Below are 23,886 nucleotides of genomic sequence, written 5' to 3' on the forward strand. Positions count from 1 at the left end.
GAACCCGTCTCCAACAGCCTTCTGGTTTCGACGCCCTGGCGCCGAACTTGAGAAAGCAGAAGGAGGCCGGGCCATTGAACCAGCAAAGCCGCACAGTGACCAGCCCTGCGCACCGCCTCGCGAAGGAAGCTGGCGCCGGGCAGCAAGGTCTCCGCGCTCAGAAGCCCAGGCTTTGCCCTGCACCGGCCAGGGTGGCCAGGCCGATCACGGCGAAGATGGCCGCGGCAATGCCGTGGACCAGACGCACCGGAATCCGCCCGGCGATGCGCTCGCCGAGCAGCACGGCCGGCACATTGGCGATCATCATGCCCAGGGTGGTGCCGGCCACCACGGCCACAAAGGCCTGGTACTGCGCGGCCAGGGCGACGGTGGCGATCTGGGTCTTGTCGCCCATTTCGGCCAGGAAGAAGGCGACGATGGTGGTGCCCAACACGCCCAGCTTCAGGCCCTTGCCGCCCTCTTCTTCCTCGTCGATTTTGTCCGGGATCAGGGTCCAGACGGCCATGGCGAGGAAGCCCACGCCCAGCACCCAGCGCATCACGGTGGGGCTGACTTGCGCGGTGATCCAGGCGCCCAGGGCGCCCGCGCCGGCGTGGTTGACCACGGTGGCGATGAAGATACCGAGGATGATGGGCAGGGGCTTGCGAAAGCGCGCGGCCAGCAAAAAGGCCAGCAGCTGGGTCTTATCGCCGATTTCAGCGAGGGCAACGATGCCGGTGGAGACGAGGAAGGCTTCCATGGAGGGCGAACACTTTTCTTCCTGCGGCCGGCATGTAAGAACCCATTGACCACGCACACGCCGGCCGCAAAGCAGGTGTGGGTGGTCAAAGGTCTTGCCAGGGGTCAGGTCTTGCGTGTGGCGCAATCCTTGACACTGCCCGCGCCATGGTCGAACGCTCGACCAAGTGTGTTGACGCGGGCCGGCAGCCGGGGTGGCTGCAGCGGCTACTCCCCAATGACGGCGCGATTGTAGACGCAGAGGCCGGCGGCCCTGCCTACTTGCGGCCGCCGCGCTTCAGGGTCGGGCTGGCCAGGTCGACCTCCTCAGCCTTGAGCAACAGCGCATCGGGGAACTGCTGGCGCAGGGCCAAGCCGCCCTGCTTGAAATCGGCCACGATGACGGTGCGCAGGCGCTCGGCCTGCCAATGGCGGCTGGCCAGCAATCGGGTCGATTCGCCGTCCAGCGCCGCCAGCTCTTCGGGCACCCGGCTCAGCTCGGCCAAGGGGCGGCCGCGAATCAGACCATCAGCGGCCAAGCCGGCCAGGCCGGCCGTGGTCTCCAGCTGGCGGCCGAATTCACCGATCAGCACCGCGCGGCGCGCCACAAACTCGGGGTCGGGCACGCGCTCGGCGGCCATGCGGCGGATCTCCTGCTGCATCAGCGCGGCCACCTCGCCGGCGCTCTCGTGCTTGGTCTGGGCGCTGGTGATTAGCACCGCCCCGCCCGGCAAGGCCTCGATGCCGCTGGCCGCGCCGTAGCTGAGGCCGCGCTTGATACGCACCTCCTGGTTGATGCGCGAGGAATAGCCGACGCCCAGCACCGTGTTGGCCAGGGCATTGGCTTGCTGAGTCACCACCTCCAGGGCCTGCGTCTCGGCCTGCAGCTGGGCCAGCGGCACCGGGCTGGGCGCGGCGGCCGGCGCCATCACCAGCACCGCGCTCTGGCCCGCACCGGGCAGGTCCACCAGCACCGTCTTGGTGGCCAGGGGTTTGGGGGCCAGGGCGGGCATCTGCGGCAGGGCCGTGCGCGGCGCGCGCCACTTGCCGAAATGCTTGTCGGCCAAAGCGCGCGCCTGGGCCGGGTCGATGTCCCCGGCCAGGATCAGGGTGACCCGGTCGGGCCGCAGATGCAGGCGGTGGAAGGCGCGCACGTCATCGAGCTGGATGCGCGCCAGCGTGGCCGGTGTCGCCTGGCGGCCCTGTGGGCTTTCGCCCCAGTAAAGGCGGCGCGCCACTTGCGCCGCCAGCTGGGCGGGGTCGGAGCGGCCCAACTTCAGGGCGTCAGCGGCCTGCGCCTGCATGCGCGCGAACTCCTCCTCGCTGAGGCTGGGGTTGCGCAGCATCTCGGCCAGCAGGCCCAGGCTGGCGTCCAGGCGGTTGCTGGCCACGGTCACGCCGAGCTGGCTGCTGCGCGCACCGCTGCCGATCTCAAGCTGCGTGCCCAAGCCCTCGACGGCGGCGGCCAGCTCGGCCGCCGGCACGGCCTCGGCGCCACGCTGCACGCCCTTGCCCATCATGGCCACACTGAGCTCGGCCAGACCGGCTTTGCCCGGCGGGTCATAGACGGCCCCGGTCTGCAGCAGCAGCATGGCCGTCACCAGGGGCTGGCTGCGCCGTTCGACCACGGCCAGACCCAAGCCATTGGGCAGACGGGACTGTCTGAACGCCGGCAGTTCCAGCGCCTGGGCCGAAGCCGGCCGGGGCGGCGAATCAAAGCCCACCTGAGCCGCGACCCAACCCGGCAGCAAGCCCAGTGCGGCCGCCAAGGCCGCCTGAGCCGCGGGGCGCCACAGCCTTGCGAGCGCGCTCATGGCTTGCCCCCCTTCTTCTTGCTCGCCGATCCATCGGCTTCATACAGCACCGTCACGCGCGCACCGCGCAGCACATCTCGCTTGAGCACCCGCTGCACATCGGCGGCCGTGACGGCCTGCAAATCGTTCAACTCGCGGTTCACCCACTGCACATCGCCACGCAGCAAGGCCGCCTCGCCCAGCACCTCGCCCAGACCCAGCGGCGTCTGGCGGCGGATCAGGGCGGCGGTCAGCAGCTGGGCCTTGACCTTCTCCAGCTCGGCCGGAGCGATGGGCTCCTCGGCCAGCTTGAGCAGCTCGCGCGTCAGCGGCGCCACCAGATCGGCGGCGTTCTGCTTGCCGGCGGCAATCGCATGGGCCACCAGCAGGCCGGCATCGGCATTGAGCTGGGCCTCGAAGCCAGCGCTCTGCGCCAGTTGCTGGCGATGGACCAGGCTCTCGTTCAGACGCGAGGACTCGCCCATAGCCAGCAGGCCTTGCGCGACCTGCCAGACCGGCGCATCGACGCTCGAAGCCTTGGGGCCTTGCCAGATCAGCAGGGCCGCCGGCAGCGGCACATTGGGTGCCTTGAGCTGGTGCAGCTCGTCGCGCGCGCGCCGCGGCTCGGCCACCTGGACGCGCGGCACGGGGCTGCTGGGCGGGCGAATGCTGCCAAAGTAATGGTTGACCCAGCGGTTCAGCTGCACCGGGTCAAAAGCGCCGGTGACGATCAGCACCGCGTTGTCCGGCCGGTAGTACTGGGCATGGAAGGCGCTGACGTCCTGCACGGTGGCTGCGTCCAACTCTTCGATGCTGCCGATCACCGGGCGGCGGTAGGGATGCTGCAAGTAGCCCAAGCGCGGCACGGCATTGAACAGGCGGCCGTAGGGCTCGGCCAGCACGCGCTGGCGGTACTCTTCCTTGACCACGGCGCGCTCACTGTCGAAATTGGCCTGGTCCACGGTCAGGTTGGACATGCGCTCGGCCTCGGCCCAGAGCAGAGGTTCCAGATGATTGGCCGGCACGACGCTGTGGTAGGCCGTCATGTCATCGGCAGTGAAGGCATTGTTGCTGCCGCCGACATCCTCGGTCATGCGGTCGAACTGCTCGTTGGCCATGTAACGGGTGCGCTTGAACATCATGTGTTCGAACAGATGCGCGAACCCGCTGCGGCCGGCCGGGTCGTCCTTGCCGCCAACCCGGTACCAAAGCTGCACACTGACCGTGGCACCGGCCTGGGGCAAGGCGATCAGCTCCAGGCCATTGGCCAGGATGCGGCGCTCGAAGGCCAGCGGGGCGATCTTCAGCGGCGCGACCGCGCCGTCCTGGGCTGTCGCAGCCTGAGCCTGGGCCCAGAGCACCGGGCTCCAGGCGCTCAGCAAAGCCAAGCTGATGCCCGCTCGCAAACAGCGGCGCCGCGCCAGCCCCTCCTCGCCCCCTTTGTTTTCCGTTCTGTACTTGCTGCTCACGCTGATCCCATCGTCTGATGCTTCTGCTGCCATGCCTCGCGCAGGCGTCCATGCTGCCACAAGGGTGCGCTGTCTCCGTGAAAGCCGAAAGGTGAATACCGCCACGGCCGCTGCTGACAGCTCATGTCAGCAGCATCCTGGCAAGATGCCCAGGCCCTGATGTGCAGCCTTGAGGAGTCACCTGCATGAACTATGCCTACACCATTGTCTACGTGGCCGATGTCGCCGCTTCCCTGGCCTTCTTCGAGGCCGCCTTCGGACTGAAGCAGCGCTTCCTCCATGAGTCGGGCGCTTACGGCGAGCTGGACACCGGCGCCACCGCCTTGGCCTTTGTCGACCACGAAACCGCGCTGGACAGCGTCGGCCAGCCCTATGTGGTGGCGGCCGAGAGTGCCCGGCCGCTGGGCATGGAAATCGGCTTCAGCACCGATGATGTGCCGGCCGCCTTCGCCCGCGCCGTCGCCGCCGGCGCCACGCCGCTGAAGGAACCGGTCACCAAGCCCTGGGGCCAGACCGTCGCCTATGTGCGCTGCCCGGACGGCAGCCTGGTCGAGCTTTGCACGCCGATGGCGTGACGCGCATGCGCGGCCTCGGTCCCCGCAGCCAGGAGCAACTCGCAGCGCTCGGCATCCACGACCTGGCCCAGCTGCGCCAGCAGGATGCCTACGCGCTGTATGCACAGCTCAAGGCACGATGGCCCGGGGCCAGCCTCAATCTTCTGTACGCCCTGATGGGTGCGCAGGAAGACCGCGACTGGCGCGACATCGCCCGCGAGCGCCGCAGCGAAGCCCTGTTGCGCCTGGACGACCTGGGTCTGGCACCCCGCTGAAACCTGAGGAGACCCGCATGAAACCCGACACCCACACCGACCCTCTGGCCCACCACCTGCTCAGCATGGCCTACAACAATGCCTGGGCCAACCACCGCCTGCTGGCGGCCTGCGCCCGGCTGAGCCAGGCCGAGCTGCAAGCCACACGTTGCAGCTTTTTCCCAAGCATCCAGGCGACGCTGAACCACAATCTCTGCGTGGACTGGTTCTATGTCGACGCACTGGAGCGCGAACTGGCGGGCCAGGCGCCGCACCCGGACTGCTACCAGTTCTTTGCTGTCGACGAGCCGTTTCAGAACGCCGCCGAGCTGCAGCGCGAGCAGGCCGCCGTCGACCAGCGCCTGCTGGCCTATTGCAGAGCCTTGCGCGACGGCGAGCTGGGCCGCATCGTCACCATCGCCCGGCCCGGCGGTGCCCAGCAGGACAGCCGCACACGCCTGCTTTCCCATCTGTTCCAGCACCAGATCCACCACCGCGGCCAGGTGCACGCCATGCTGGCCGGCACCGCCATCAAGCCGCCTCAGCTGGACGAGTTCTTCTGCGCCGGCGAGGCGGATCTGCGCGCCGAAGAGTTCCGCGCGCTGGGCTGGAGCGAGGCCCAGGTCTGGGGCTGATCCGACCCTAGCTCAGACCTCCGGCGCGGCCGTCGGGCCCAGGGCCAGCAAGGCCTGGCGGGTGTCGTTGAGCACGCGCTGGGCGACTCTGCGCTCGGTCTCGGGCAGCTGGCGCGCCGCTTCTGCCTCCAGCAGCAAGGGCCGCAACAAGGCATTGGCGCTGGCGCGGAACTCCTGGCCCAAGGTGTCGAGCTGGGCAAAGCTGTCGGCTCGCATGGCTGTGAGGCGCTCGCGCAGCGCCGCCTCGAAGGCCTCGCGCTTGTGTCGCAGCTCCTCGTCCTTGCGGCTGGCCTTGTCCATCATCCACTTGAGCAGGCCAGCCACCAACAAAGCCCCGCCGGCCAGCGGCACGACCGGCGCGATCACCGGCAGCACGGCCGCTGCACCCAAGGCATAGACGGCCACACCCGAGCCGGCCGCCGCGACGGCACCGGCGCCCAAGGTCAGATCGGCCACGCTCTCGGTGGAATTCTTGAGCCGCGTGCTGATCTGCAGCGCCGGCATCAGGCGGCGCAGCTGGCTGTGGTGCGGGCGCTCCAGCACGCTGGCATGAACCAGGCTGAACTCCTCGCGAAACAGGCGCAGCTCTTCCTTCAGCAGGCGCAGCTGCCCTTCCTGGCGGCGGGCGGCGCGGTCCAGGCGGCGCTCCAGCTCCTTGGCAAAGGTCGAGCGCGCCATCTCGGCCCAGACCTTGTGCTCGGTCCAGTCGTCGGTGCGCAGGCGCTCCAGCATCTGCAGCTCGACGGCATTGCCGGCATCGTGGATCAGCTCCTCGAAGTCCTCCTCGAAGCTGCGTTTCTCATGCGCAATACGTGCCTCGACCATGGCGATGCGCTGGCCCACCTGCTGGAACAGCTGCTCCACCCGCTGCGAATAGGCGGCCGCCGAACCCGCATCTGGAACCGGCGCCAGCAAGCCGCGCTCGAACTCACTGAGGCGCCGAGCCAGCACGGTCAGGCTGGAGCTCATGCCTTGTTGCAAGACCTGCTCACTGCTGGCGCCGTCCAGATAACGGCCCACGCCCAGGGCCAGATCAACATCACCCGAGAGCCGCGCCGCCGTCTGCGCTGCCGGCAGCAAGGGCCGGCCGCCGAACAGGCGAGCCGACTGGCGGCTGACGGTCTTCCACAGCGAGGGCGCAGGGCCCAGCGATTCCGCCAGGCGCGGCAGCTCCTCACCGGGCAAGAGCAAGGCCTGCGCCAGCTCCTGGGCAAATTTGTAGGCCTGCTCACCCTGCAGCTGCAGCAAGGGCCGGGCATCAAGAAAGGCCTGGCGGCGCTGGGCCTCAGGCGCCTCGGCGCTGGCCCGCCTGAGCTGGGCAAACGCCGCCTTCTGCTCCAGCGGCGACTCCAGCGCACGCAAGGCCGCATGGGCACCCAAGGCCGAATCCTGCAAGCGCGCCGCCAAGGCCGACACCAACTCGTACTCGCCCAGGGTGACAAAACCATCGGCCGCGGCCAGTGCGGCCAGGGCACGGATGAAGGCAGCGGAGAAGCCGCCATCCGCGCGGGCAAACTGCTCCAGGTCAGGGCGGTCCAACGCCGTGCTGCTGGGCGTGACGAGAGGGCTGAGGGGCTGAGAAGAACTCACAGGGATGGCGCTCCGGGCTGATCGATCAGACCCGCATCGTCCCAGATTATTCCGAGCGCGCGCCTCAGCCTTGGGCTGGAGCGCGCAAATCCTGCAAGCACAGGCCGGCCGCGCGGGCCTCGGCCTCGTGCGCTTCATCGCGCCAGGTCTCGGCCAGGGCGGCGCGGTACCAGGCTTGCATGGCGGGCAGTTCCAGCAGCCGCTGAGCATAGGCTCGCGCGGGCTCGCTCAAAGCCGGGGCGTAGCTCTGCACCCGAAAGGCCACCGGCGCGAAAAAGGCGTCGACCGCGGTGAAGGCGGGTCCGGCGAGAAAAGGGCCGCCAAAACGCGTCAGGCCTTCCAGCCACAAGGCCTCGATGCGCTGCCAATCGGCCAGCAGGGCGGGCGACCAGTCGCCCACCTGCACACGCAAGCCACAGTTCATGGTGCAGACGTCGCGCAGGCGCTGAAAGCCCGAATGCATCTCGGCGCAGGCACTGCGCGCCCAGGCGCGGGCCGCGCGGTCCTGGGGCCAGACCCGCGGGTCGAGTTCGGCCAGGTATTCGACGATGGCCAGGGAATCCCAGACCGTCAGACCCTCATCTTGCAGACAGGGCACGCGGCCGGTCGGCGAAAACAAGCGGTAGTCACCGGCGCTGCCCGGCGCCTGGCCAAACACCACCAAGCGCTCGTCAAAAGGGATCGCCAACTGCTTCAGCAGCAGCCAGAGTCGCAGAGACCAGGACGAGTAGTTCTTGTTGGCGATGAAGAGTTGCAGCATGGCGAAAACTCGCAGGCAAGGTGACGAGCGCCAGCATAAGCCAGGGCGCCGCGCCCATCGGGCCGATCCGCAGCTCATCGTGGCCAAGCCTCCGTTTGTCGCTGCAGCTGGGTGAAGGATTCACAAGTTTGACTATGCTGCGAGCCTGCAGTTCCCGTCAGCCTGCTCTCGTGTCCGTAGGACGGAAAAACAGGATTCGACACCACCGTTTCTGCCATTCTTTCTTCTGAGGTACACATGACATCGTCTGTTTCCGCTTCTGCTTCCACGGTTCGCGCATTCGGTCCCTCCTTGCTGACCCTGGCCAGCCTGGCCCTGGCCGCCACCTTGTCCCAGAACGCCATCGCGGCGGCTACAGTCAAGGCCAGCGCTGAAACGCCGCTGATTGCACGCTCCGCCCTGTTCGGCAACCCGGTCAAGAGCGGCGCACAGCTGAGCCCGGACGGCCAGTGGCTGTCCTGGATGGCGCCTGTCAATGGCGTGATGAATGTCTGGGTGGCGCCGGCCGACAAGCCCGAGGCGGCGAAGTCCATCACCGAGTCCAAGGACCGCCCGATCCCGAGTCATTTCTGGTCGGGCAACAGCCAACAGGTGCTGTTCGTCAAGGACAACGCCGGCGACGAGAACTTCCACCTCTACGGCGTGGACATCAAGACCGGCGCCCAGCGCGACTACACACCGTTTGACAAGGTGCGCGTGCGCCCCACCGGCTTCTCGACCCGCCGTGTGGACGAAATCCTCGTCGGCATCAACAACCGCGACCCGCGCTGGCACGATGTGCACCTGCTCAACCTCAAGACCGGTGAGCTGAAGCTGGTCATGCAGGCGGACGGTTATGCCGGCTTCCAGGCCGACAACGATCTGAACCTGCGACTGGCTGTGCGACCCAACGGCGACGGTGGCATGGACTTCTTCAAGGTGCAAGACGGCAAGGTCGAAGACAAGCCCTATCTGAGCACCAATCTGGAAACCAGCAGCACCTCGCCCCTGGGCTTCACCCATGACGGCAAGACCCTGTACTGGATGGACTCCCGCGAGAGCGACACCACGGCCGTGATCGCCGAAGACGTGGCCAGCGGCAAGCGCACGGTGCTGGCGCAGGACGCCCGCGCCGACCTCGGCGCCACCCTGCGCGACCCGGCCAGCGGCGTGGTGCAGGCCTATGCCGTCGAGTACCTGAGCAGCGAGTGGAAGTTCCTGGACAAGACGCTCAAGGCCGACTTCGACTGGCTGCAAAAGCAGCTGGGCAAGGGTGAGGTCTATGTGTCGAGCCGCACCCGCAGTGACGACAAGTGGATTGTCGGCATCGACCCGGTGTCCAAGGTGGCCGCCACCTATCTCTACGACCGCAAAGCCAAGAAGCTGCAAGCGCTCTACGTCGCCCGCCCCGAGCTGCAAGGCGCGCCGCTCGTGGACATGCACGGCGTGGAGATCAAGGCCCGCGATGGCCTGATCCTGCCCAGCTACCTGACCCTGCCCAAGGACGCCGACAAGAACGGCGACGGCAAGGCCGACAAGCCTGTGCCCCTGGTGCTGTTCGTGCACGGCGGCCCCTGGGCCCGCGACGGCCATGGCTACAACGGCTACCACCAGTGGCTAGCCAACCGCGGCTATGCCGTGTTGGCGGTCAACTTCCGCGCCTCCACCGGCTTCGGCAAGAAGTTCCTCAATGCCGGCAACAAGCAATGGGGCCTGGCCATGCACAACGACCTGCTGGACGCCGTGGACTGGGCCGTCAAGCAAGGCGTGACCACCAAGGACAAGGTCGCCATCATGGGTGGCAGTTATGGCGGTTACGCGGCCCTGGCCGGCGTGGCCTTCACCCCCACCACCTTCGCCTGCGCGGTGGACATCGTCGGCCCCTCGAACCTGGAAACCCTGCTCGGCACCATTCCGCCCTATTGGGAAGCCGGTCGCAAGCAGATGTACAGCCGCATGGGTGACCCGACGACCGAGGAAGGCAAGGCCATCTTGCGCGCCGCCTCGCCGCTCTACAAGGCCGACCAGATCGTGCGACCTCTGCTGATCGGCCAGGGCGCCAACGACCCGCGCGTCAAGCAGGCCGAAAGCGACCAGATCGTCCAGGCCATGCAAGCCAAGAAGATCCCGGTCACCTACGTGCTCTACCCCGACGAAGGCCACGGCTTCAACAAGCCCAACAACCGCATCGGCTTCAACGCCGTGGCCGAGGCTTTCCTCGGCCAATGCCTGGGCGGCCGTGTCGAGCCCCTGGGCGAGACCGTGCGCCAGTCCACCGCACAAATCGTGACCGGTGCGGAGCATGTGCCGGGCCTGGAGGCTGCGGCGAAGAAGTAAGCCGCTAGGCCGCTTGCCATTTCACCGCCCGTTCATGGGCGGTGATCGCGCCCCTGGGTCTGCAAAGGTCCAGGGGTGTTTTCTTGCTGTCGCATCAAAGGCCCCCAGGACTCAGAGCGAGAGCCGGCACATGCCGACCTATTGGGTGTCCTGCAGGAGGTACTGCAATCCGAGCGAACGCAGGGCGCAGGGTTCGGCACCCCACTATCTACATCCCTCCACTGCGAGCCACGTAGCTGACTCACAACTCCCTGCAAGCGCTGTCTTGTTCGTTTCTTCTGCCGCACCCCTGGCTGCCGATGGAAGCGATCTCTGTGAACAAACTACCCAGTTTTCAGGCGGCCACGAAGTCCAAATATTGCGTTGATCACGAATACTTTATGAGCTTTACGTAACACATTATTTCTTTTGCACCCCCTATTTCTTGGAGCCTCAACCGAAGCACCTTCGCCTAGAGTGCGCGAATCAATCGCATATTGAGAATCCAGGGGGAATATGAAGTCAATTCACGCCTCGGCCACGCGCCTTCGAGCAGGTCAGCAGGGGGAAATCTCTCCGAAGAGCAGCAGATCGCCGCAGAGCATGGCATCACTTGGCAGAGCCATGTGCGTCACATTCTTGGCAGTGGCATCCGGAACGATTTCTGCTGATGCAGGTGACGAAGTTTGCTTTCCCTTGTATCGCAAAGCCCGCGCCATTCCGCTGACCAGCTCATGCCAGCTGAATGCATCGACGGCCAATGTCAACTTGGGAACCTAAGCAAACACAATGTCGTGTGAGATGAGGCTGAAATGCAAGATGCGCTGATAGGTTGGCTACGTGAAGTCGGCGAGTTATCTGATGCTGAGTTGGCTGCGCAGTTTGATCAGTCAGCCCATCAGCGCCTGGTGGATCTTGCTCGTTATTGCGTCGAAGGTGTGAGCGTGCCGGTGGATCTCACGGCAGACGAGTTTGCTCAATGGGTACGCGATCTTCAGCGCAGTCATTTTGAGTGGAACAGGGCTTTAGGCCAGGCGTTGTTGGATGCCGAAGATGCCCAATCCAAGGGGGACAAGGGTACAGCGGTGCAAGTGTTGACCGAGTTCGCTAGTGCGTGCTCGTGGTTGACCTTGAGGGACATTTCTGAGGGGGAGGCTCAACGCCATGGGTCAACTTGATCGTTGTTCTTTTATGCCTTGCGCTTTGAAGCGGTCGGCTTCTTGCCTTTGTCCTCGGGGGTGACGAACCCGATAGGCCGCTTGGGCGGTTCGGGTGGCGTCATCAACTCGCGCATCGAATCTGCAAGGGCGCCTGCTCGGGGAGTACGGCATCAATGCCGGCCAGATTCGGGCTGTGGTCGAGTACATCTGGCTGGACGAACAGCCCTTGGCAGCCGTTCGCCCACGGGTGGGTGCCACCGCCGACGCACCCAACAGCGAGCAAGAGGTGTTCGCCCTGCATAGTGACCACCTCGGCACGCCGCGCGTGGCGCTGGACACCGCCGGTCGTGTGCGTTGGCGCTGGATGGGCGGCGAGCCCTTTGGCGTGAACCCTGCGGAGAACAACCCCGAGGGACTGGGTGAGCTGAACCTCAGCCTGCGCCTGCCCGGTCAGCAGTACGACGGGTTTGTGGGCTGCATTACAACTACTTCAGGGATTACGATCCGACAGTGGGTCGATATGTGCAGTCAGATCCGATTGGGCTTCAAGGTGGCGTCAACACGTTTGCATATGTTGGAGGAAATCCGCTTTCGTATGCGGACCCATTTGGTCTAAAGAGCCGGCACGATCCAAACAGTCGAGTTTGCCAAGACCATAAGACTAAGATTTCCAACTACAAAACCGACATCAACAAAAGAATTCGAGAGTTAGCAGAAAATCCGGCAAATCTTCCTTACTATCCGCCTTATCCTGGTGCGCCACCGCGAGCAAGCCAGCAGGGCCACGAGGAATTGATACGTGATTTACGCGAAAAACTCACTGACCGTGAGAAAAAATACAAAAATGACTGCGAGGACAGCGATCCTCCACCTCCGTCACCGCCACCAGAACCGATCTGCGGCGAGAACTGCAAACGAGTACTCAAGGCGGTTCGCGACACAGTGACCGGCGCGATCATTTTCACGTTCGTACTTGTCTGCGCAACTTCCTGAAGCGGATGACTTCGCTATGAATACTGATATTGAAACTTTACTTGCAAGGTGCGACTTAAGCGGAGTGGACCTTGACAGTCACAACGTGTCCGGTTTCAGCTTTGCGGGGAAAAACCTCTCCGGCGCTTGCTTTGATGATGCCATTGCTATCCAAACAAATTTCCAGGGCTGCGATCTTTATTGGGCCAGGTTCTTCCGAGCGAATGCGCAAGGAGCTGATTTTCGAAAGGCACGATTGAATGGCGCAACTTTGGATTTGGCTGATTTCTCAAACACCGACTTAAGGGGCGCAGACTTTGGACCGGACAATCTAAACGGGCAGACATCTGCTGTCGAGACAAATTTTAAAGGTGCGAGATATGATCGGCATACAGTTTTTCCTGACGGGCTGACACCCAATTCACAAGGAATGGTTTTTTTTGAGCCTGATTAACTGTCAAGAACCGGGATATTCTTCACACGTTTGACGAAGAGTTCAGGGCGCATTCTTGACCAGTCTTGAGCACATGAAGGACGCCTCCTCGCCATCCTCAGCGCCGGCAACCAGAAGACGACGCGCATGTATGACGCGCAGGCCCAGCACGTCAGTCATGTGATCGGAACAAGCGTCGGCGGAGACACAGGAAGCCGCAGCAGCCACTTTGCCGATGTCCTGCAAGGCCAGTTGCTGGACGAGTACACGCTCAAGGGAACCCAGTACAAGCCCGTGATCGAGTACATCTGGCTGGAGGACCAGCCGGTCGCTGCGGTACGGCCCACGCCGGGCGCGCCGGCCAACGGGGGCAATAGTGCGCAAGAGGTGTTCTACCTCCACACCGACCACCTCGGCACGCCGCGCGTGGCGCTGGACACCGCCGGTCGGGTGCGTTGGCGCTGGATGGGCGGCGAGCCCTTTGGCGTGAACCCTGCGGAGAACAACCCCGAGGGACTGGGTGAGCTGAACCTCAGCCTGCGCCTGCCCGGTCAGCAGTACGACGGGTTTGTGGGGCTGCATTACAACTACTTCAGGGATTACGATCCGACGGTGGGGCGGTATGTGCAATCTGACCCCATTGGGCTTGAGGGCGGGAACAACACCTATGCGTACGTCGAAAGCAACCCACTGAGCTACACCGATCTCGATGGGCTACAGGTGATCAGGCCCAGGCCCGGCCTACCAGGATTTCCGGCTCCCGGCCGCCCTCCGGGTGGAATGCGTGACCCTGACTTCCCCCCAGGCGTTGGTCCTAACCAGAGTCCCGGACCGACTCCGCCGAGTTGGTCGCGAGACATCTGGTGGCCAGACAGGAAGACCGGCCAGTGGTCATGCAAGGCGAGAGCTGACTGTAATGACAACATTCCCGGTAACTGCCCGGAGGAACCATCGAAACGCTTTTCGTTCGGTGGCGGCACAGCGAATGACCTTGGCACAGCTAGAAATGTCGCCAAAGCAAATGCCACTGCAAATCTACAATGTCAGCCGAAGCATGTTTCGTGCAAGTGCACGGGGCCCAAGGGCGAGCAGTACTCCGGGGGATGTTGAAATGAGCACTGTCATCCGAGTAGGGGACCGCGTCAGACTACTCGGTCTTCCGGATTGGCTAACGCACGATCTACCCACAAGTGAGCAGCAGGAGATGTCTGCATTCGTGGGGCAGTCGGCTTTAGTGCTTGAAATCGACCCCCACGGGTACTTCTGGCTTGGCTTTGGCAGCACGACTGAAGCCGAACACTGTGCTCACTACAGCGGGCATTCCTTCGGCGTTCCTCGTGAGTCCATAGTGCCGTCGGACGGCTGACTTCGGTCGAACACGAGGCGGCAGGGTCATCGAGGCGAAAGGGTCCGGCGGCAGGGTCCGGCCTTCAACCTGTAGGCAAGTCCTGACCCTCACGCGGCAGAGCCTACACCGCCGTCTACAAGCACGAAGGCCGCTTGGCCCAGCTCACCAGCGCCACCGGCACCGTGATGAAGCTCAGCTACAACGCCCAGGGCCAGCGCGTCAAAAAGCAGATCGGCAGCCAGCCGGCCGTTTACTACGCCTACGACCTGCAAGGCCAGTTGCTGGGCGAGTACACGCTCAACGGAACCCAGTACAAGCCCGTGATCGAGTACATCTGGCTGGAGGACCAGCCGGTCGCTGCGGTACGGCCCACGCCGGGCGCGCCGGCCAACACAGGCAATAGTGCGCAGGAGGTGTTCTACCTCCACACCGACCACCTCGGCACGCCGCGCATTGCGCTGGACACCGCCGGTCGGGTGCGTTGGCGCTGGATGGGCGGCGAGCCCTTCGGGGTGAACCCTGCGGAGAACAACCCCGAGGGATTGGGTGAGCTGAACCTCAGCCTGCGCCTGCCCGGCCAGCAGTACGACGGGTTTGTGGGGCTGCATTACAACTACTTCAGGGATTATGATCCGACGGTGGGGCGGTATACACAATCCGATCCCATTGGGCTCGCCGGAGGGATCAACCCGTACAACTACGTGGACGGTGCGCCTACGATGTACACGGATCCGGAAGGGCTGCAGGCCATACCCGTGCCGCCACCGATCATTCCTGGCGTTCCGACACCGGGTCGGCCGTCCCCGCGCCCGGTTGATCCAACCGATCCAGGTGGCCCGCAATACACACCTGTTCCATCGCCTTCGTTGCCCGATTGGTTGAAGCGCATCTTGCCGAAGTCGGCGCTTGAGCGCTGTGAGGCCGATTGCGACGCGAAGTACGACGACGATCAGAAGTACTGCGAAGCGCATTGGAAGATGCATGGCCGCAACCCGGAGGCCTACCGCATGTGCATGAGCGGCGCCCGCAAGAGGTACGTGCAGTGCTATCAGGACTGCAAGAAGGAATGCGAGAAGTGAGGCTTGTATGAGCATCGACAGCACCACCCGCGAGCTGATCGCCGATTGCCTCTCTCGTATCGAGTCAGGCGACTATCGCGCGGCGTTCGACTTGTCATCAGCCTTTATGGGGCACTTGCACGAGAAGGACATCGACCTCAACCTGGCAGTTGTCCAAGCCCTTGCATTGTTGGCCAAGGGGCATGGATGTCGTGAAGCCGATGAGTTCCTTACCGCCGAGTGGCCGGATATGGAGCCCATCCTGCGCAAGCGCTGGGCTCGGGCTGGCTTCAGTAGTCCGGGCGAGTGTCCAACTGCCTGACGGCCGCAGCCGCCGAGACGATCCCGATACCCTGACGGCCGCCGATGCCGAGCAAGCCCGGTAGGCTGGGGTCAGCCCTGCGCACCCCAGCATGAGTCTTGAGGGTCAAGCTTTGCCTGTCGCCCCCCAAAGCCGCCCGCCCGTCAATCAGCTAGCGGCGCAGCCCACCCCTCAGCCAGCCGGCCGTTTACTACGCCTACGACCTGCAAGGCCAGTTGCTGGGCGAGTACACGCTCAACGGAACCCAGTACAAGCCCGTGATCGAGTACATCTGGCTGGAGGACCAGCCGGTCGCTGCGGTACGGCCCACGCCGGGCGCGCCGGCCAACGCAGGCAATAGTGCGCAGGAGGTGTTCTACCTCCACACCGACCACCTCGGCACGCCGCGCATTGCGCTGGACACCGCCGGTCGGGTGCGTTGGCGCTGGATGGGCGGCGAGCCCTTTGGCGTGAACCCTGCGGAGAACAACCCCGAAGGACTGGGCGAGCTGAACCTCAGCCTGCGCCTGCCCGGCCAGCAGTACGACGGGTTTGTGGGGCTGCATTACAACTACTTCAGGGATTACGATCCGACGGTGGGGCGGTATGTGCAATCTGACCCCATCGGGCTGGCAGGAGGCATCAACACATACGCATATGTCGGCGGAAATCCGATTAGCCGCGTGGATCCGACAGGGCTTGAACCTCCCGCTGGCGCAGTCGCACTGAGAGACTATTTCCGGAGCATTTTTCCGGCTTCTAGAGACCCCTCGTTGCGTCCTGATGGTTTGCCGTGCGGCTATGGTTGTGGCGATGCGAAAACGGATTCGCTTGTGCCAGATTTCTTTCCAAAGGCTTGCGAAGCGCATGACCAGTGCTATGCCGATCAAGGCGGCAAGGATGCGTGTGATACCAAGTTCAAAAAGGACATGAAGGCGGAAAAGCCGGGCATGTCAGGCATGGCTTCGTTTTACTACTGGGCTGTCTATTTCGGAGGTGGCGGCGCGTACAGGTCGGCGGGAACTAAGCCATGAACCTTCACCACCGCGCACGCGCATTGATTGCAGCCACGGCTTTCGTATTGGTCTGCGTCTTGGCAGTACCAGTGGTTCTACTTCGATTGTTTGGATACCTATTCTTTGCAGGTACGACGTCGACCTGGGCTATTGTTCCGGCGATGGTGCTACTAGCACTTGTTCCTGTTGCCGCCAGGCCATTCCCGTGGAGTCGAGTTGTTGCTGTGACCTTGGGCGCTGCATATTTTTGCAGCGTGCTCTTTTATGGTTGGGGGGACTTGCAGTTCCGGCTCTCTGAAGGTCAGAGTGGCGTGCTAGACGTTGTAGAAGCGGTGCTCATCCTGATCTTGGCGGCCCTATGCGTTACTCGCTCCTCTGACAATAGATGACTTGGCTCAGTGGTAGTTTTGTCGGCATCAACACATACGCATATGTCGGTGGTAGTCCGTTGAAATATGTAGATCCACTGGGATTGGAGAAGATTATTTTACTTCCCCCAAATGACCCCAATTATCCGGCCGCGGAAAACACTCGTGATGATCCAGAAGTGTGTTTAGTTATTTCGCATGGCAGCCCCCAATCGGTTAACCACATGAATGCCAAGGCACTTCACAAATTCCTTAAAGGAAAGTGTAAGCCGAAGCAGCCAGTTAAGTTGGACGCTTGCAGGACTGGGCAAGGAGAAGATTCGATAGCCGAAAAGTTGGCAAAGTTGCGCAAAACTCCTGTAGCTGCGCCAGATGAGCGGACTTGGACAACTCCGTGGAATACCAATTTTGACAATCCTTATCCGCCTATGTCGCCGGATCCCAAGTCTAATTGGAATAATGTGCCGGATATTCGCAAGCCAGGCACATGGCGCGAATTTAATCCGTGAGGCTGTGATGAAAAAATTGGGCGTGGGTTTAATGATGCTCCTCCTGTTTGGAGGATGCTCCAAGCAGGAGGAGGCTGAGTCACGCAAGTCATCTTTTACGCTGGGTACAGGTATTCAAGTTATAAGCCCAATAAAATGCAATCAAGAGTCTGCCAGAGTTGATGTTGATATTGCAAAGACTGCGCCGCGCGAGTATGTTTTAGGCTTTTCTTCTTATCTTTCGTGCGCTGGAGACTTGAGTGAATCGTATCTGACAGTTTCAAAAAATGGGAGGTCAACTCTTGTTGTGGGTACTGGGTCCAAGGATGGATGTGAATGCTCAAAATCTGTTTCATTAAAGATATCCAACAGATTGGATTCTGGTGAGATGGTGTACGTCTTGGCAGGTGGGGAGGTAATCGGTCACGTGTTGGTTCCATAGATGCTTGGAATCGATAGGTGTTGCAAACAACAAGGGCCGCTCTCGCGGCCCTTGTTCATTTGAAGCACGGTTCATCGAAGGCGACAGGGGCAAAAGCGCGGCAGGGTCAGACCTTAAACCTGTAAGCAAGTCCAGGAGGCAGAGGGTCAAGGAGGCAGAGGGTCAGACCTTAACTTTCAAGGCAAGACCTGACCCTCGACATGAGTTCGGGTTCATTGCAGCCTGCGCGGGGCGGCGGGGCGGCCGGTTCACACGGGCGGCGGGGTCAGCGGCGGCGTCGGGCCCTGAACCTGTAGGCAAGTCCCGACCATCACACGGCAGCGCCTACACGGCCCTCACCACGAAGGCCGCCTGGCCGAGCTGAGCTCCGGCAGCCTGGTCATGAAGCTGGCCTACGACGCCCAGGGTCAGCGTTTCAAAAAACAGACCGGCAGCAACCCTGCCGTCTACTTCGCGTACGACCTTCAAGGCCAGTTGCTGGGCGGATACGCGCGCCTGACCCGCTCCGCTGCGCTCTCGGCCGCGCACAAATCGCCCGTCGTCGGGCCGAGCCACCTCCGATGTTGGCGTGTTCCACCGTCGAGGGGCACATCGATCGCGATGCAAGCGCCCTGCAGCCCGTTCCGTTGCCGGGCGATTTGTGCGCGGCCGAGAGCGCAGCGGCTCGGGGCGCGCGCGTACCCGCGCGCTTCAAGCTCTGACTTGGCGCGTCTGTCTGAACGAAACGAACGCAGTGAGTGAAGAGAGTTATGCGCCAGCCCCGAGGCGTGAGCAGCGCAAGGAAGTCGGCCCGGTAGGGCCGACCCCGGAACCATGAGCCCGGTGGCGGCGCGGGCTGCAGGGCCTCACGAGAAAGACCCAAAGCCAATGTCGTACCGAAGGTGCCCTCGCTCAACCGCCAGACCCCAACATCCCCCGCTCCTCGATGAAACGCACCACCTCGGCCACGCCGGCCAGGGTCTTGAGGTTGCTCATCACGAAAGGTTTGCTGGCGCCGCGCATGCGGCGGGTGTCGGCTTCCATGATCTCGAGGTTGGCGCCGACATGCGGGGCCAGGTCGGTTTTGTTGATGACAAAAAGATCGCTCTTGGTGATGCCCGGGCCGCCCTTGCGCGGGATTTTTTCGCCAGCGGCGACGTCGATGACGTAGATGGTCAGGTCGCTCAGTTCGGGGCTGAAGGTGGCGGCCAGGTTGTCGCCGCCGGACTCAACGAAGACCACATCGGCGTCGGGGAACTGCGCCAGCATGCGGTCGATCGCCTCCAGATTGATGGAGCAGTCTTCGCGGATGGCGGTGTGCGGGCAGCCGCCCGTCTCCACGCCCAGGATGCGCTCGGCCGGCAGCGCGCCGCTGAGGGTCAGCAGGCGTTGGTCCTCCTTGGTGTAGATGTCGTTGGTGATGGCCACCAAGTCCCAGCGCTCGCGCATGGCCTTGCACAGCATCTCCAGCAAGGTGGTCTTGCCCGAACCGACCGGGCCGCCGATGCCCACGCGCAGAGGCGGCAGGCGCTTGCTGCGGCCGGGAATGTGGTGCAGCGGGGTCTGGTGCGAAGAGCTTGGATTCATGATCGGAACAGGCGGGAGTACTGGGTTTCGTGGCGGGCCGAGAGAATCGCCAGCATGGGAGAAAAAGCCTGACGCCGAGATTCATCGGTGGTGATGGCTTCGGCCACCGCTGCGGGAATCTCGGCGGCCAGGCGGGCCAGGATGCGCTGGCCGGCGCTCTGGCCCAGGGGCACCGACTTGATGGCCGCGCCGACCATGGCCTCGGCCCAGGCGAAGGCATAGGCCAGCAGCGCGTCCTCGGGCGCGGCCTCGCTGGCGGCCAGAGCCAGGGCCATCACCAGCGGGTAGCAGGGCTGGCCCAAAGCCTGGCACTGCGCGATCTGCACCGGCGTGGCGGTGTCGTGATTGCGCAGCCAGTCCAGCAGCGAACGGCCCATCTGCTCGGACTGCAGGCGCAGCTCGGCGCTCTCGCGGGTCTGCAGCAACCAGTCGTTCAGGCGACGCAGAGTGGCCTGGTCGTCTTCGCGCCAAGCTCGCAAGGCCTGGGCCGCCAAGGACAAGTCGCCGCGCGCCTGGCTCAGGCGCAGCTGCTGAGAGAGCCAGTGGGCGGTGCTGGCTTCGTCATGCACCCAGCCATGGGCCACGGCCGATTCGATGCCCTCGGAATAAGAGAAGCCGCCGATCGGCAAAGCCGGTGAGGCCAGCCAAAGCAGTTGCAGCAGGGCGCTCATGGGTGATCGTGATGATGATGAGCATGACCATGGTCGTGCCCATGGCCATGGCTGTGCCCATGCCCCGCCGCATAGGCCCCGCCCTCCGGCTCAAACGGCGCATCCAGCGCCTCCACCTGCAGATGCGGCTGGGCACGCAGCATGTCGGCCAGCACATGGTCGGGCTCGATCTGCAAATAGCCAGGCTGCAGCTCGATGGGCACATGGCGGTTGCCCAGGTGGTAAGCCGCGCGGGTCAAGTCAAAGGGCGAACCGTGCTCCGCGCAAGCGCTGATGCGCAGCAGCGCCTGGGGCGCCGCCTCGACGCGGATCAGGCTGCCATCCTCGGCCAGCAACACATCGCCGCCGCGCAGCTGGGTGCCGCGCGGCAGGAACACGCCCAAGGCCCGGCCGCTGGAGTCCTCGGCCTGAAAGCGGCTCTTCTGCCGCGTGTCCCAGTCCAGGCTGAGGCTGGCCGCACGGCGCAGCAGCGCTGGTGCCAAGCCCTGGCCTTGCGGGATCAGGCGGGCCACTTGCAAGCGCGCTGCGGCGCTCATGCCAGCGCCAAGGTCATGTAGCAGCTGTGGGGGTCGAGCCGGTAGCTGCCGAAGGGTCCGCAAACGACAAAGCCCTCGCTGGCATAGAGCTGGTGGGCCGGCTCGAAAAATGCCTGCGTGCCGGTTTCCAAACTCAGGCGGCGATAGCCGCGCTGACGGGCCTCGGCCAGCACATGGCGCAGCATGCGGCGCGCCAGACCGCGGCCACGCAGCGCGGCGGCGGTGCGCATGGATTTCAGTTCGGCGTGCTCCGCATCCAGGCGCTTGATCGCGGCAGTGGCGGCCAACATCGGGCCCGCGGGCTCGTTCAACCACGCCGTCCAGAAGGCGATGTCCGGCTGACGCAGCTTGTTCATGTCCAACGCATGCACGCTTTCCGGCGGCGAGGTGGCGCGCATGTCCTGAAGATGCTCTTCCATGAAGGCGGCAATGCGCGGGTCGCTGAGGTCATCGAGGCGGATCAGCAGGTCGGTTTCGGTGGGCATGGCAAGTGAGGACATCAGAACAAGAAATAGCGTTGGGTCATGGGCAGGCTCTGCGCCGGCTCGCAGCTGAGCAAGAGGCCATCCGCCCGCACGGCATAGCTTTGCGCATCGACCTCCATGCGCGGTGCGTAATCGTTGTGGATCATGTCGCGCTTGCCCAGACCGCGGATGCCGCGCACGGCAGCCAGCGTCTTTTGCAAGCCATAGCGCTGGCCCACCCCGGCCGCCAGGCCGGCCTGCGACACAAAGCTCAGCGAGCTGCGCGCCAGGGCGCCGCCGAAGGCCGCGAACATGGGCCGGTAGTGCACCGGCTGTGGGGTCGGGATGGAAGCGTTGGGGTCGCCCATGGCGGCCAGGGCGATGCTGCCGCCCTTGAGGATGATGCTGGGCTTGACGCCGAAGAAGGCCGGTTTCCAGAGCACCAGATCAGCCCACTTTCCGACCTCGACACTGCCCACCTCGTGGCTGATGCCATGCGCAATCGCCGGGTTGATGGCCAGCTTGGCCACATAACGCTTGACCCGCGCGTTGTCATTGCCTGGCCCGTCGCCGGGCAAAGGCCCGCGCTGCACCTTCATCTTGTGCGCCGTCTGCCAGCAGCGCAGGATGACCTCGCCGACCCGGCCCATGGCCTGGGAGTCGGAGCTGAACATGCTGATGGCGCCAAGGTCGTGCAGGATGTCTTCGGCCGCAATGGTCTCGCGGCGAATGCGGCTTTCGGCAAAAGCCAGGTCCTCGGCAATCGCCGGGTCCAGGTGGTGGCAGACCATGAGCATGTCGACATGCTCGTCCAGGGTGTTGATGGTGTACGGCCGGGTCGGGTTGGTGGAGCTGGGCAGCACGTTCGCCTCGCCCACCACCTTGAGGATGTCGGGTGCATGGCCACCGCCTGCCCCCTCGGTGTGGAAGGTGTGGATGGTGCGGCCTTTGAAAGCGGCCACCGTGTCCTCGACAAAACCGCTCTCGTTGAGCGTGTCGGTGTGGATGGCGACCTGGGTGTCGGTGGCCTCGGCAACGTTCAGGCAGTTGTCGATGGCGGCCGGTGTGGTGCCCCAGTCCTCGTGCAGCTTGAGGCCGATGGCGCCGGCCTCGATCTGCTCTTGCAGGGCCAGGGGCTGGCTGGCATTGCCCTTGCCGAGAAAGCCGAGATTCATGGGAAACGCATCGGCCGCCTGCAGCATGCGCTCCAGATGCCAGGCACCGGGCGTGCAGGTGGTGGCCAGGGTGCCGGTGGCCGGGCCGGTGCCGCCGCCCAGCATGGTGGTCACGCCGCTGGCCAGGGCTTCCTCGATCTGCTGCGGGCAGATGAAATGAATGTGGGTGTCCACCGCGCCGGCGGTGACGATCAGCCCTTCGCAGGCGATCACCTCGGTGCCGGGGCCGATGATGATGTCCACGCCGGGCTGGGTGTCGGGGTTGCCGGCCTTGCCGATGGCGACGATGCGGCTGTTCTTGAGGCCGATATCGGCCTTGATGATGCCCCAGTGGTCGAGGATCAGGGCATTGGTCATGACCGTGTCGACAGCACCCTCATCACGAGCACGCTGCGACTGCGCCATGCCATCGCGGATCGTCTTGCCGCCGCCGAACTTGACCTCCTCGCCGTAGCCGCCGGCGCGCAGGGTCAGGTCTTGCTCGACCTCAATGATCAACTCCGTGTCGGCCAGGCGCAGGCGGTCGCCCACGGTGGGGCCGTACATCTCGGCATAGGCACGTCGTCCCAGCGTAGCCATCACAAGCTCCCTTGCACCAGGCCGCGAAAGCCGTGGACGATGCGCGCGCCGGCCAGGTCCACCAGCTCCACGGTGCGCTGCTGGCCGGGCTCGAAGCGCACGGCCAGGCCAGAACCGATGTTCAGCCGCATGCCGCGCGCCGCGGCGCGGTCGAACTGCAGGGCCGCATTGGTTTCGGCGAAATGGTAGTGGGAGCCGACCTGGATGGGCCGGTCGCCCGCGTTCTGCACCACCAGGCTCAGCGTGCGCCGGCCGGGGTTGAGCAGGTGCTCGCCCTCGGGCGTGAACAGCTCGCCGGGAATCATGCGCCCACCACCCGCGCCATCAGAGCCAGGCCCAGCAGCGCAATGCCGCCGCCCAGCACGCGGCTCAGCGGCAAGGCCCAACGCGCCTGCGTGCGGCGCAGCCACAAGCCCAGGCCCAGGCCGGCCACATGGAGCAGCCAGGTCGCCAGCACCATGCCCAGCAAGGCCAGGCCGCCGTCCAGCTCTGCACCATGAGCCATGCCGTGGAAGCAGGCGAAGAAACCCACCAGGCCCATGGCCAGGGCGGGCGCCAGTGCGCGCCGGGTGGCGGCGAGCAGGCCCAGGGCCAGCACCGAGGCGGCGATCATGGGCTCGACGGCCGGCAGCTCCAGGCCGCTCAAACCCAGCAGCGCACCGACCAGCAGCAGCACGGCAAAGGCCAGCGGTGCCTGCCAAGGCCGGCGCAGGGCCAGGCCGCTCCACAAGCCCACGGTCAGCATGGCCGCCAGGTGATCGGCCCCGCTCAAGGGGTGGAAGAAGCCGGTGATGAAGTCATGGCCGTGGGCGGCATCGCCGGTGTGCGACACGGCCACCAGGGGCAGCAAGCCAGCGAGGGCGGAGACGAGAGCGCGTTTCATGAGGGCGGATTCCTGTCGGTGTCGTGGAAATGGATGAGGGGCGTTCAAACAATCGGTTGGTGGACCGTGACCAATTTGCTGCCATCCGGGAAGGTCGCTTCCACCTGGATGTCGGGAATCATCTCGGCCACGCCGTCCATCACATCGGCGCGGCTGAGCAGCTCGCGGCCCTCGCTCATCAGCTGGGCGACGGTCTTGCCGTCACGGGCGCCTTCCATCACGGCGGCGCTGATGAAGGCCACGGCCTCGGGGTAGTTGAGCTTGAGCCCGCGGGCGCGCCGGCGTTCGGCCAGCAGGGCGGCCGTAAAGATCAGCAACTTGTCTTTCTCTCTGGGCGTCAGTTCCATGGTGTCCTGCTC

At 64.3% G+C, this 23,886-nt stretch carries 27 protein-coding genes and 1 riboswitch; of the genes, 13 read left to right on the top strand and 14 right to left on the bottom strand.

Features of this window, described 5'->3' with window-relative positions; genetic code table 11:
* Positions 1-157 precede the first annotated feature (157 nt).
* From ACQY39_RS01500 to ACQY39_RS01510, 3 genes are all read right to left on the bottom strand, one after another.
* Positions 158-739: a TMEM165/GDT1 family protein gene (locus ACQY39_RS01500; protein WP_428503135.1), complete on the bottom strand. Its 582-nt coding sequence runs from the start codon at positions 737-739 to the stop codon at positions 158-160.
* Positions 740-838: 99 nt separating this feature from the next.
* Positions 839-966: riboswitch (yybP-ykoY riboswitch) on the bottom strand.
* A 29-nt stretch (positions 967-995) separates the two neighbouring features.
* Positions 996-2,531, bottom strand: coding sequence for a M16 family metallopeptidase (locus ACQY39_RS01505; RefSeq protein WP_428503136.1), 1,536 nt, complete (start codon positions 2,529-2,531; stop codon positions 996-998).
* A complete protein-coding gene (locus ACQY39_RS01510; protein ID WP_428503137.1) occupies positions 2,528-3,979 on the bottom strand; it encodes a M16 family metallopeptidase in 1,452 nt (483 codons plus the stop codon). Before ACQY39_RS01510 ends, ACQY39_RS01505 begins: the two co-directional genes overlap by 4 nt.
* 185 nt (positions 3,980-4,164) lie before the next feature.
* On the opposite strand from ACQY39_RS01510, the gene ACQY39_RS01515 reads away from it, so the two are divergent.
* From ACQY39_RS01515 to ACQY39_RS01525, 3 genes are read left to right on the top strand one after another with little or no spacing between them, the layout of a single operon-like run.
* Positions 4,165-4,554 carry a VOC family protein gene (locus tag ACQY39_RS01515; RefSeq protein ID WP_428503138.1) on the top strand — a complete coding sequence of 130 codons (390 nt, stop codon included), beginning with the start codon at positions 4,165-4,167 and terminating at the stop codon, positions 4,552-4,554.
* 5 nt (positions 4,555-4,559) lie between these two features.
* Positions 4,560-4,808 (top strand): TfoX/Sxy family DNA transformation protein, encoded by a 249-nt coding sequence (locus tag ACQY39_RS01520; protein WP_428503139.1) that lies wholly within the window; start codon positions 4,560-4,562, stop codon positions 4,806-4,808.
* Positions 4,809-4,825: 17 nt separating this feature from the next.
* Positions 4,826-5,422 (top strand): DinB family protein, encoded by a 597-nt coding sequence (locus ACQY39_RS01525; protein ID WP_428503140.1) that lies wholly within the window; start codon positions 4,826-4,828, stop codon positions 5,420-5,422.
* A gap of 12 nt (positions 5,423-5,434) precedes the next feature.
* Here the strand turns inward: ACQY39_RS01525 and ACQY39_RS01530 are convergent, their stop codons facing one another.
* Together ACQY39_RS01530 and ACQY39_RS01535 are read right to left on the bottom strand one after the other, a co-directional pair.
* The gene (locus ACQY39_RS01530) at positions 5,435-7,012 is read right to left on the bottom strand and encodes a hypothetical protein (RefSeq protein ID WP_428503141.1); all 1,578 of its coding nucleotides are present in this window, start codon (positions 7,010-7,012) and stop codon (positions 5,435-5,437) included.
* Positions 7,013-7,076: 64 nt separating this feature from the next.
* On the bottom strand, positions 7,077-7,772 hold the full coding sequence (locus tag ACQY39_RS01535) for a glutathione S-transferase (RefSeq protein ID WP_428503142.1): 696 nt from the start codon (positions 7,770-7,772) through the stop codon (positions 7,077-7,079).
* Between the two features lie 237 nt (positions 7,773-8,009).
* Here ACQY39_RS01535 and ACQY39_RS01540 point away from each other — a divergent pair, with 237 nt between their 5' ends.
* Positions 8,010-10,088 (top strand): S9 family peptidase, encoded by a 2,079-nt coding sequence (locus ACQY39_RS01540; RefSeq protein WP_428503143.1) that lies wholly within the window; start codon positions 8,010-8,012, stop codon positions 10,086-10,088.
* 536 nt (positions 10,089-10,624) lie between these two features.
* Here the strand turns inward: ACQY39_RS01540 and ACQY39_RS01545 are convergent.
* Positions 10,625-10,834 carry a hypothetical protein gene (locus tag ACQY39_RS01545; RefSeq protein WP_428503144.1) on the bottom strand — a complete coding sequence of 70 codons (210 nt, stop codon included), beginning with the start codon at positions 10,832-10,834 and terminating at the stop codon, positions 10,625-10,627.
* Positions 10,835-10,879: 45 nt separating this feature from the next.
* Between ACQY39_RS01545 and ACQY39_RS01550 the strand changes: the two genes are divergently transcribed.
* The 9 genes from ACQY39_RS01550 to ACQY39_RS01590 all read left to right on the top strand — a co-directional run bounded on the left by ACQY39_RS01550 (position 10,880) and on the right by ACQY39_RS01590 (position 17,232).
* Positions 10,880-11,245: a hypothetical protein gene (locus ACQY39_RS01550; protein WP_428503145.1), complete on the top strand. Its 366-nt coding sequence runs from the start codon at positions 10,880-10,882 to the stop codon at positions 11,243-11,245.
* A 94-nt stretch (positions 11,246-11,339) separates the two neighbouring features.
* Complete coding sequence (locus tag ACQY39_RS01555; RefSeq protein ID WP_428503146.1) at positions 11,340-11,843, top strand: hypothetical protein; 504 nt, start codon at positions 11,340-11,342, stop codon at positions 11,841-11,843.
* Positions 11,750-12,220: a hypothetical protein gene (locus ACQY39_RS01560; protein WP_428503147.1), complete on the top strand. Its 471-nt coding sequence runs from the start codon at positions 11,750-11,752 to the stop codon at positions 12,218-12,220. Before ACQY39_RS01555 ends, ACQY39_RS01560 begins: the two co-directional genes overlap by 94 nt.
* A 16-nt stretch (positions 12,221-12,236) precedes the next feature.
* On the top strand, positions 12,237-12,653 hold the full coding sequence (locus ACQY39_RS01565; protein WP_428503148.1) for a pentapeptide repeat-containing protein: 417 nt from the start codon (positions 12,237-12,239) through the stop codon (positions 12,651-12,653).
* Between the two features lie 126 nt (positions 12,654-12,779).
* On the top strand, positions 12,780-13,742 hold the full coding sequence (locus ACQY39_RS01570) for an RHS repeat domain-containing protein (RefSeq protein ID WP_428503149.1): 963 nt from the start codon (positions 12,780-12,782) through the stop codon (positions 13,740-13,742).
* 390 nt (positions 13,743-14,132) lie between these two features.
* Positions 14,133-15,059 carry an RHS repeat domain-containing protein gene (locus tag ACQY39_RS01575; RefSeq protein ID WP_428503150.1) on the top strand — a complete coding sequence of 309 codons (927 nt, stop codon included), beginning with the start codon at positions 14,133-14,135 and terminating at the stop codon, positions 15,057-15,059.
* Positions 15,060-15,066: 7 nt separating this feature from the next.
* Positions 15,067-15,360: a hypothetical protein gene (locus ACQY39_RS01580; protein WP_428503151.1), complete on the top strand. Its 294-nt coding sequence runs from the start codon at positions 15,067-15,069 to the stop codon at positions 15,358-15,360.
* 215 nt (positions 15,361-15,575) lie between these two features.
* Positions 15,576-16,373 carry an RHS repeat-associated core domain-containing protein gene (locus tag ACQY39_RS01585; protein WP_428503152.1) on the top strand — a complete coding sequence of 266 codons (798 nt, stop codon included), beginning with the start codon at positions 15,576-15,578 and terminating at the stop codon, positions 16,371-16,373.
* Between the two features lie 367 nt (positions 16,374-16,740).
* Complete coding sequence (locus ACQY39_RS01590) at positions 16,741-17,232, top strand: hypothetical protein (protein WP_428503153.1); 492 nt, start codon at positions 16,741-16,743, stop codon at positions 17,230-17,232.
* Between the two features lie 1,312 nt (positions 17,233-18,544).
* Here the strand turns inward: ACQY39_RS01590 and ureG are convergent.
* Genes ureG through ACQY39_RS01630 form a run of 8 tightly spaced genes read right to left on the bottom strand, consistent with a single transcriptional unit; the run spans position 18,545 to position 23,874 of the window.
* The gene (ureG, locus tag ACQY39_RS01595) at positions 18,545-19,219 is read right to left on the bottom strand and encodes an urease accessory protein UreG (protein ID WP_428503154.1); all 675 of its coding nucleotides are present in this window, start codon (positions 19,217-19,219) and stop codon (positions 18,545-18,547) included.
* Positions 19,216-19,890, bottom strand: a complete 675-nt coding sequence (locus tag ACQY39_RS01600; protein WP_428503155.1) for an urease accessory protein UreF — start codon at positions 19,888-19,890, stop codon at positions 19,216-19,218. Before ACQY39_RS01600 ends, ureG begins: the two co-directional genes overlap by 4 nt.
* Positions 19,887-20,426 carry an urease accessory protein UreE gene (gene ureE / locus ACQY39_RS01605; protein ID WP_428503156.1) on the bottom strand — a complete coding sequence of 180 codons (540 nt, stop codon included), beginning with the start codon at positions 20,424-20,426 and terminating at the stop codon, positions 19,887-19,889. Before ureE ends, ACQY39_RS01600 begins: the two co-directional genes overlap by 4 nt.
* Positions 20,423-20,911 (bottom strand): GNAT family N-acetyltransferase, encoded by a 489-nt coding sequence (locus tag ACQY39_RS01610; RefSeq protein ID WP_428503157.1) that lies wholly within the window; start codon positions 20,909-20,911, stop codon positions 20,423-20,425. Before ACQY39_RS01610 ends, ureE begins: the two co-directional genes overlap by 4 nt.
* A 14-nt stretch (positions 20,912-20,925) precedes the next feature.
* Complete coding sequence (gene ureC / locus ACQY39_RS01615) at positions 20,926-22,644, bottom strand: urease subunit alpha (protein ID WP_428503158.1); 1,719 nt, start codon at positions 22,642-22,644, stop codon at positions 20,926-20,928.
* Positions 22,644-22,949 carry an urease subunit beta gene (locus ACQY39_RS01620; RefSeq protein ID WP_171828416.1) on the bottom strand — a complete coding sequence of 102 codons (306 nt, stop codon included), beginning with the start codon at positions 22,947-22,949 and terminating at the stop codon, positions 22,644-22,646. Before ACQY39_RS01620 ends, ureC begins: the two co-directional genes overlap by 1 nt.
* Positions 22,946-23,527, bottom strand: a complete 582-nt coding sequence (locus ACQY39_RS01625; RefSeq protein WP_428503159.1) for a HupE/UreJ family protein — start codon at positions 23,525-23,527, stop codon at positions 22,946-22,948. The genes ACQY39_RS01620 and ACQY39_RS01625 overlap by 4 nt, the downstream gene beginning before the upstream one ends.
* 44 nt (positions 23,528-23,571) lie before the next feature.
* Complete coding sequence (locus ACQY39_RS01630) at positions 23,572-23,874, bottom strand: urease subunit gamma (protein ID WP_428510698.1); 303 nt, start codon at positions 23,872-23,874, stop codon at positions 23,572-23,574.
* Positions 23,875-23,886 lie beyond the last annotated feature (12 nt).

Origin of the sequence: Roseateles sp. (assembly GCF_965262435.1) — a bacterium.
GTDB lineage: Bacteria > Pseudomonadota > Gammaproteobacteria > Burkholderiales > Burkholderiaceae_C > Paucibacter_A.

Coding starts and splice junctions, on each gene's coding strand:
- ureC (WP_428503158.1), bottom strand. CDS start 22,644: ATGGCTACGCTGGGACGACGTGCCTATGCCGAGATGTACGGCCCCACC.
- ACQY39_RS01565 (WP_428503148.1), top strand. CDS start 12,237: ATGAATACTGATATTGAAACTTTACTTGCAAGGTGCGACTTAAGCGGA.
- ACQY39_RS01630 (WP_428510698.1), bottom strand. CDS start 23,874: ATGGAACTGACGCCCAGAGAGAAAGACAAGTTGCTGATCTTTACGGCC.
- ACQY39_RS01505 (WP_428503136.1), bottom strand. CDS start 2,531: ATGAGCGCGCTCGCAAGGCTGTGGCGCCCCGCGGCTCAGGCGGCCTTG.
- ACQY39_RS01600 (WP_428503155.1), bottom strand. CDS start 19,890: ATGAGCGCCCTGCTGCAACTGCTTTGGCTGGCCTCACCGGCTTTGCCG.
- ACQY39_RS01500 (WP_428503135.1), bottom strand. CDS start 739: ATGGAAGCCTTCCTCGTCTCCACCGGCATCGTTGCCCTCGCTGAAATC.
- ACQY39_RS01525 (WP_428503140.1), top strand. CDS start 4,826: ATGAAACCCGACACCCACACCGACCCTCTGGCCCACCACCTGCTCAGC.
- ACQY39_RS01570 (WP_428503149.1), top strand. CDS start 12,780: ATGTATGACGCGCAGGCCCAGCACGTCAGTCATGTGATCGGAACAAGC.
- ureG (WP_428503154.1), bottom strand. CDS start 19,219: ATGAATCCAAGCTCTTCGCACCAGACCCCGCTGCACCACATTCCCGGC.
- ACQY39_RS01610 (WP_428503157.1), bottom strand. CDS start 20,911: ATGCCCACCGAAACCGACCTGCTGATCCGCCTCGATGACCTCAGCGAC.
- ACQY39_RS01625 (WP_428503159.1), bottom strand. CDS start 23,527: ATGAAACGCGCTCTCGTCTCCGCCCTCGCTGGCTTGCTGCCCCTGGTG.
- ACQY39_RS01515 (WP_428503138.1), top strand. CDS start 4,165: ATGAACTATGCCTACACCATTGTCTACGTGGCCGATGTCGCCGCTTCC.
- ACQY39_RS01550 (WP_428503145.1), top strand. CDS start 10,880: ATGCAAGATGCGCTGATAGGTTGGCTACGTGAAGTCGGCGAGTTATCT.
- ACQY39_RS01590 (WP_428503153.1), top strand. CDS start 16,741: ATGACTTGGCTCAGTGGTAGTTTTGTCGGCATCAACACATACGCATAT.
- ACQY39_RS01540 (WP_428503143.1), top strand. CDS start 8,010: ATGACATCGTCTGTTTCCGCTTCTGCTTCCACGGTTCGCGCATTCGGT.
- ACQY39_RS01580 (WP_428503151.1), top strand. CDS start 15,067: ATGAGCATCGACAGCACCACCCGCGAGCTGATCGCCGATTGCCTCTCT.
- ACQY39_RS01535 (WP_428503142.1), bottom strand. CDS start 7,772: ATGCTGCAACTCTTCATCGCCAACAAGAACTACTCGTCCTGGTCTCTG.
- ACQY39_RS01520 (WP_428503139.1), top strand. CDS start 4,560: ATGCGCGGCCTCGGTCCCCGCAGCCAGGAGCAACTCGCAGCGCTCGGC.
- ureE (WP_428503156.1), bottom strand. CDS start 20,426: ATGAGCGCCGCAGCGCGCTTGCAAGTGGCCCGCCTGATCCCGCAAGGC.
- ACQY39_RS01620 (WP_171828416.1), bottom strand. CDS start 22,949: ATGATTCCCGGCGAGCTGTTCACGCCCGAGGGCGAGCACCTGCTCAAC.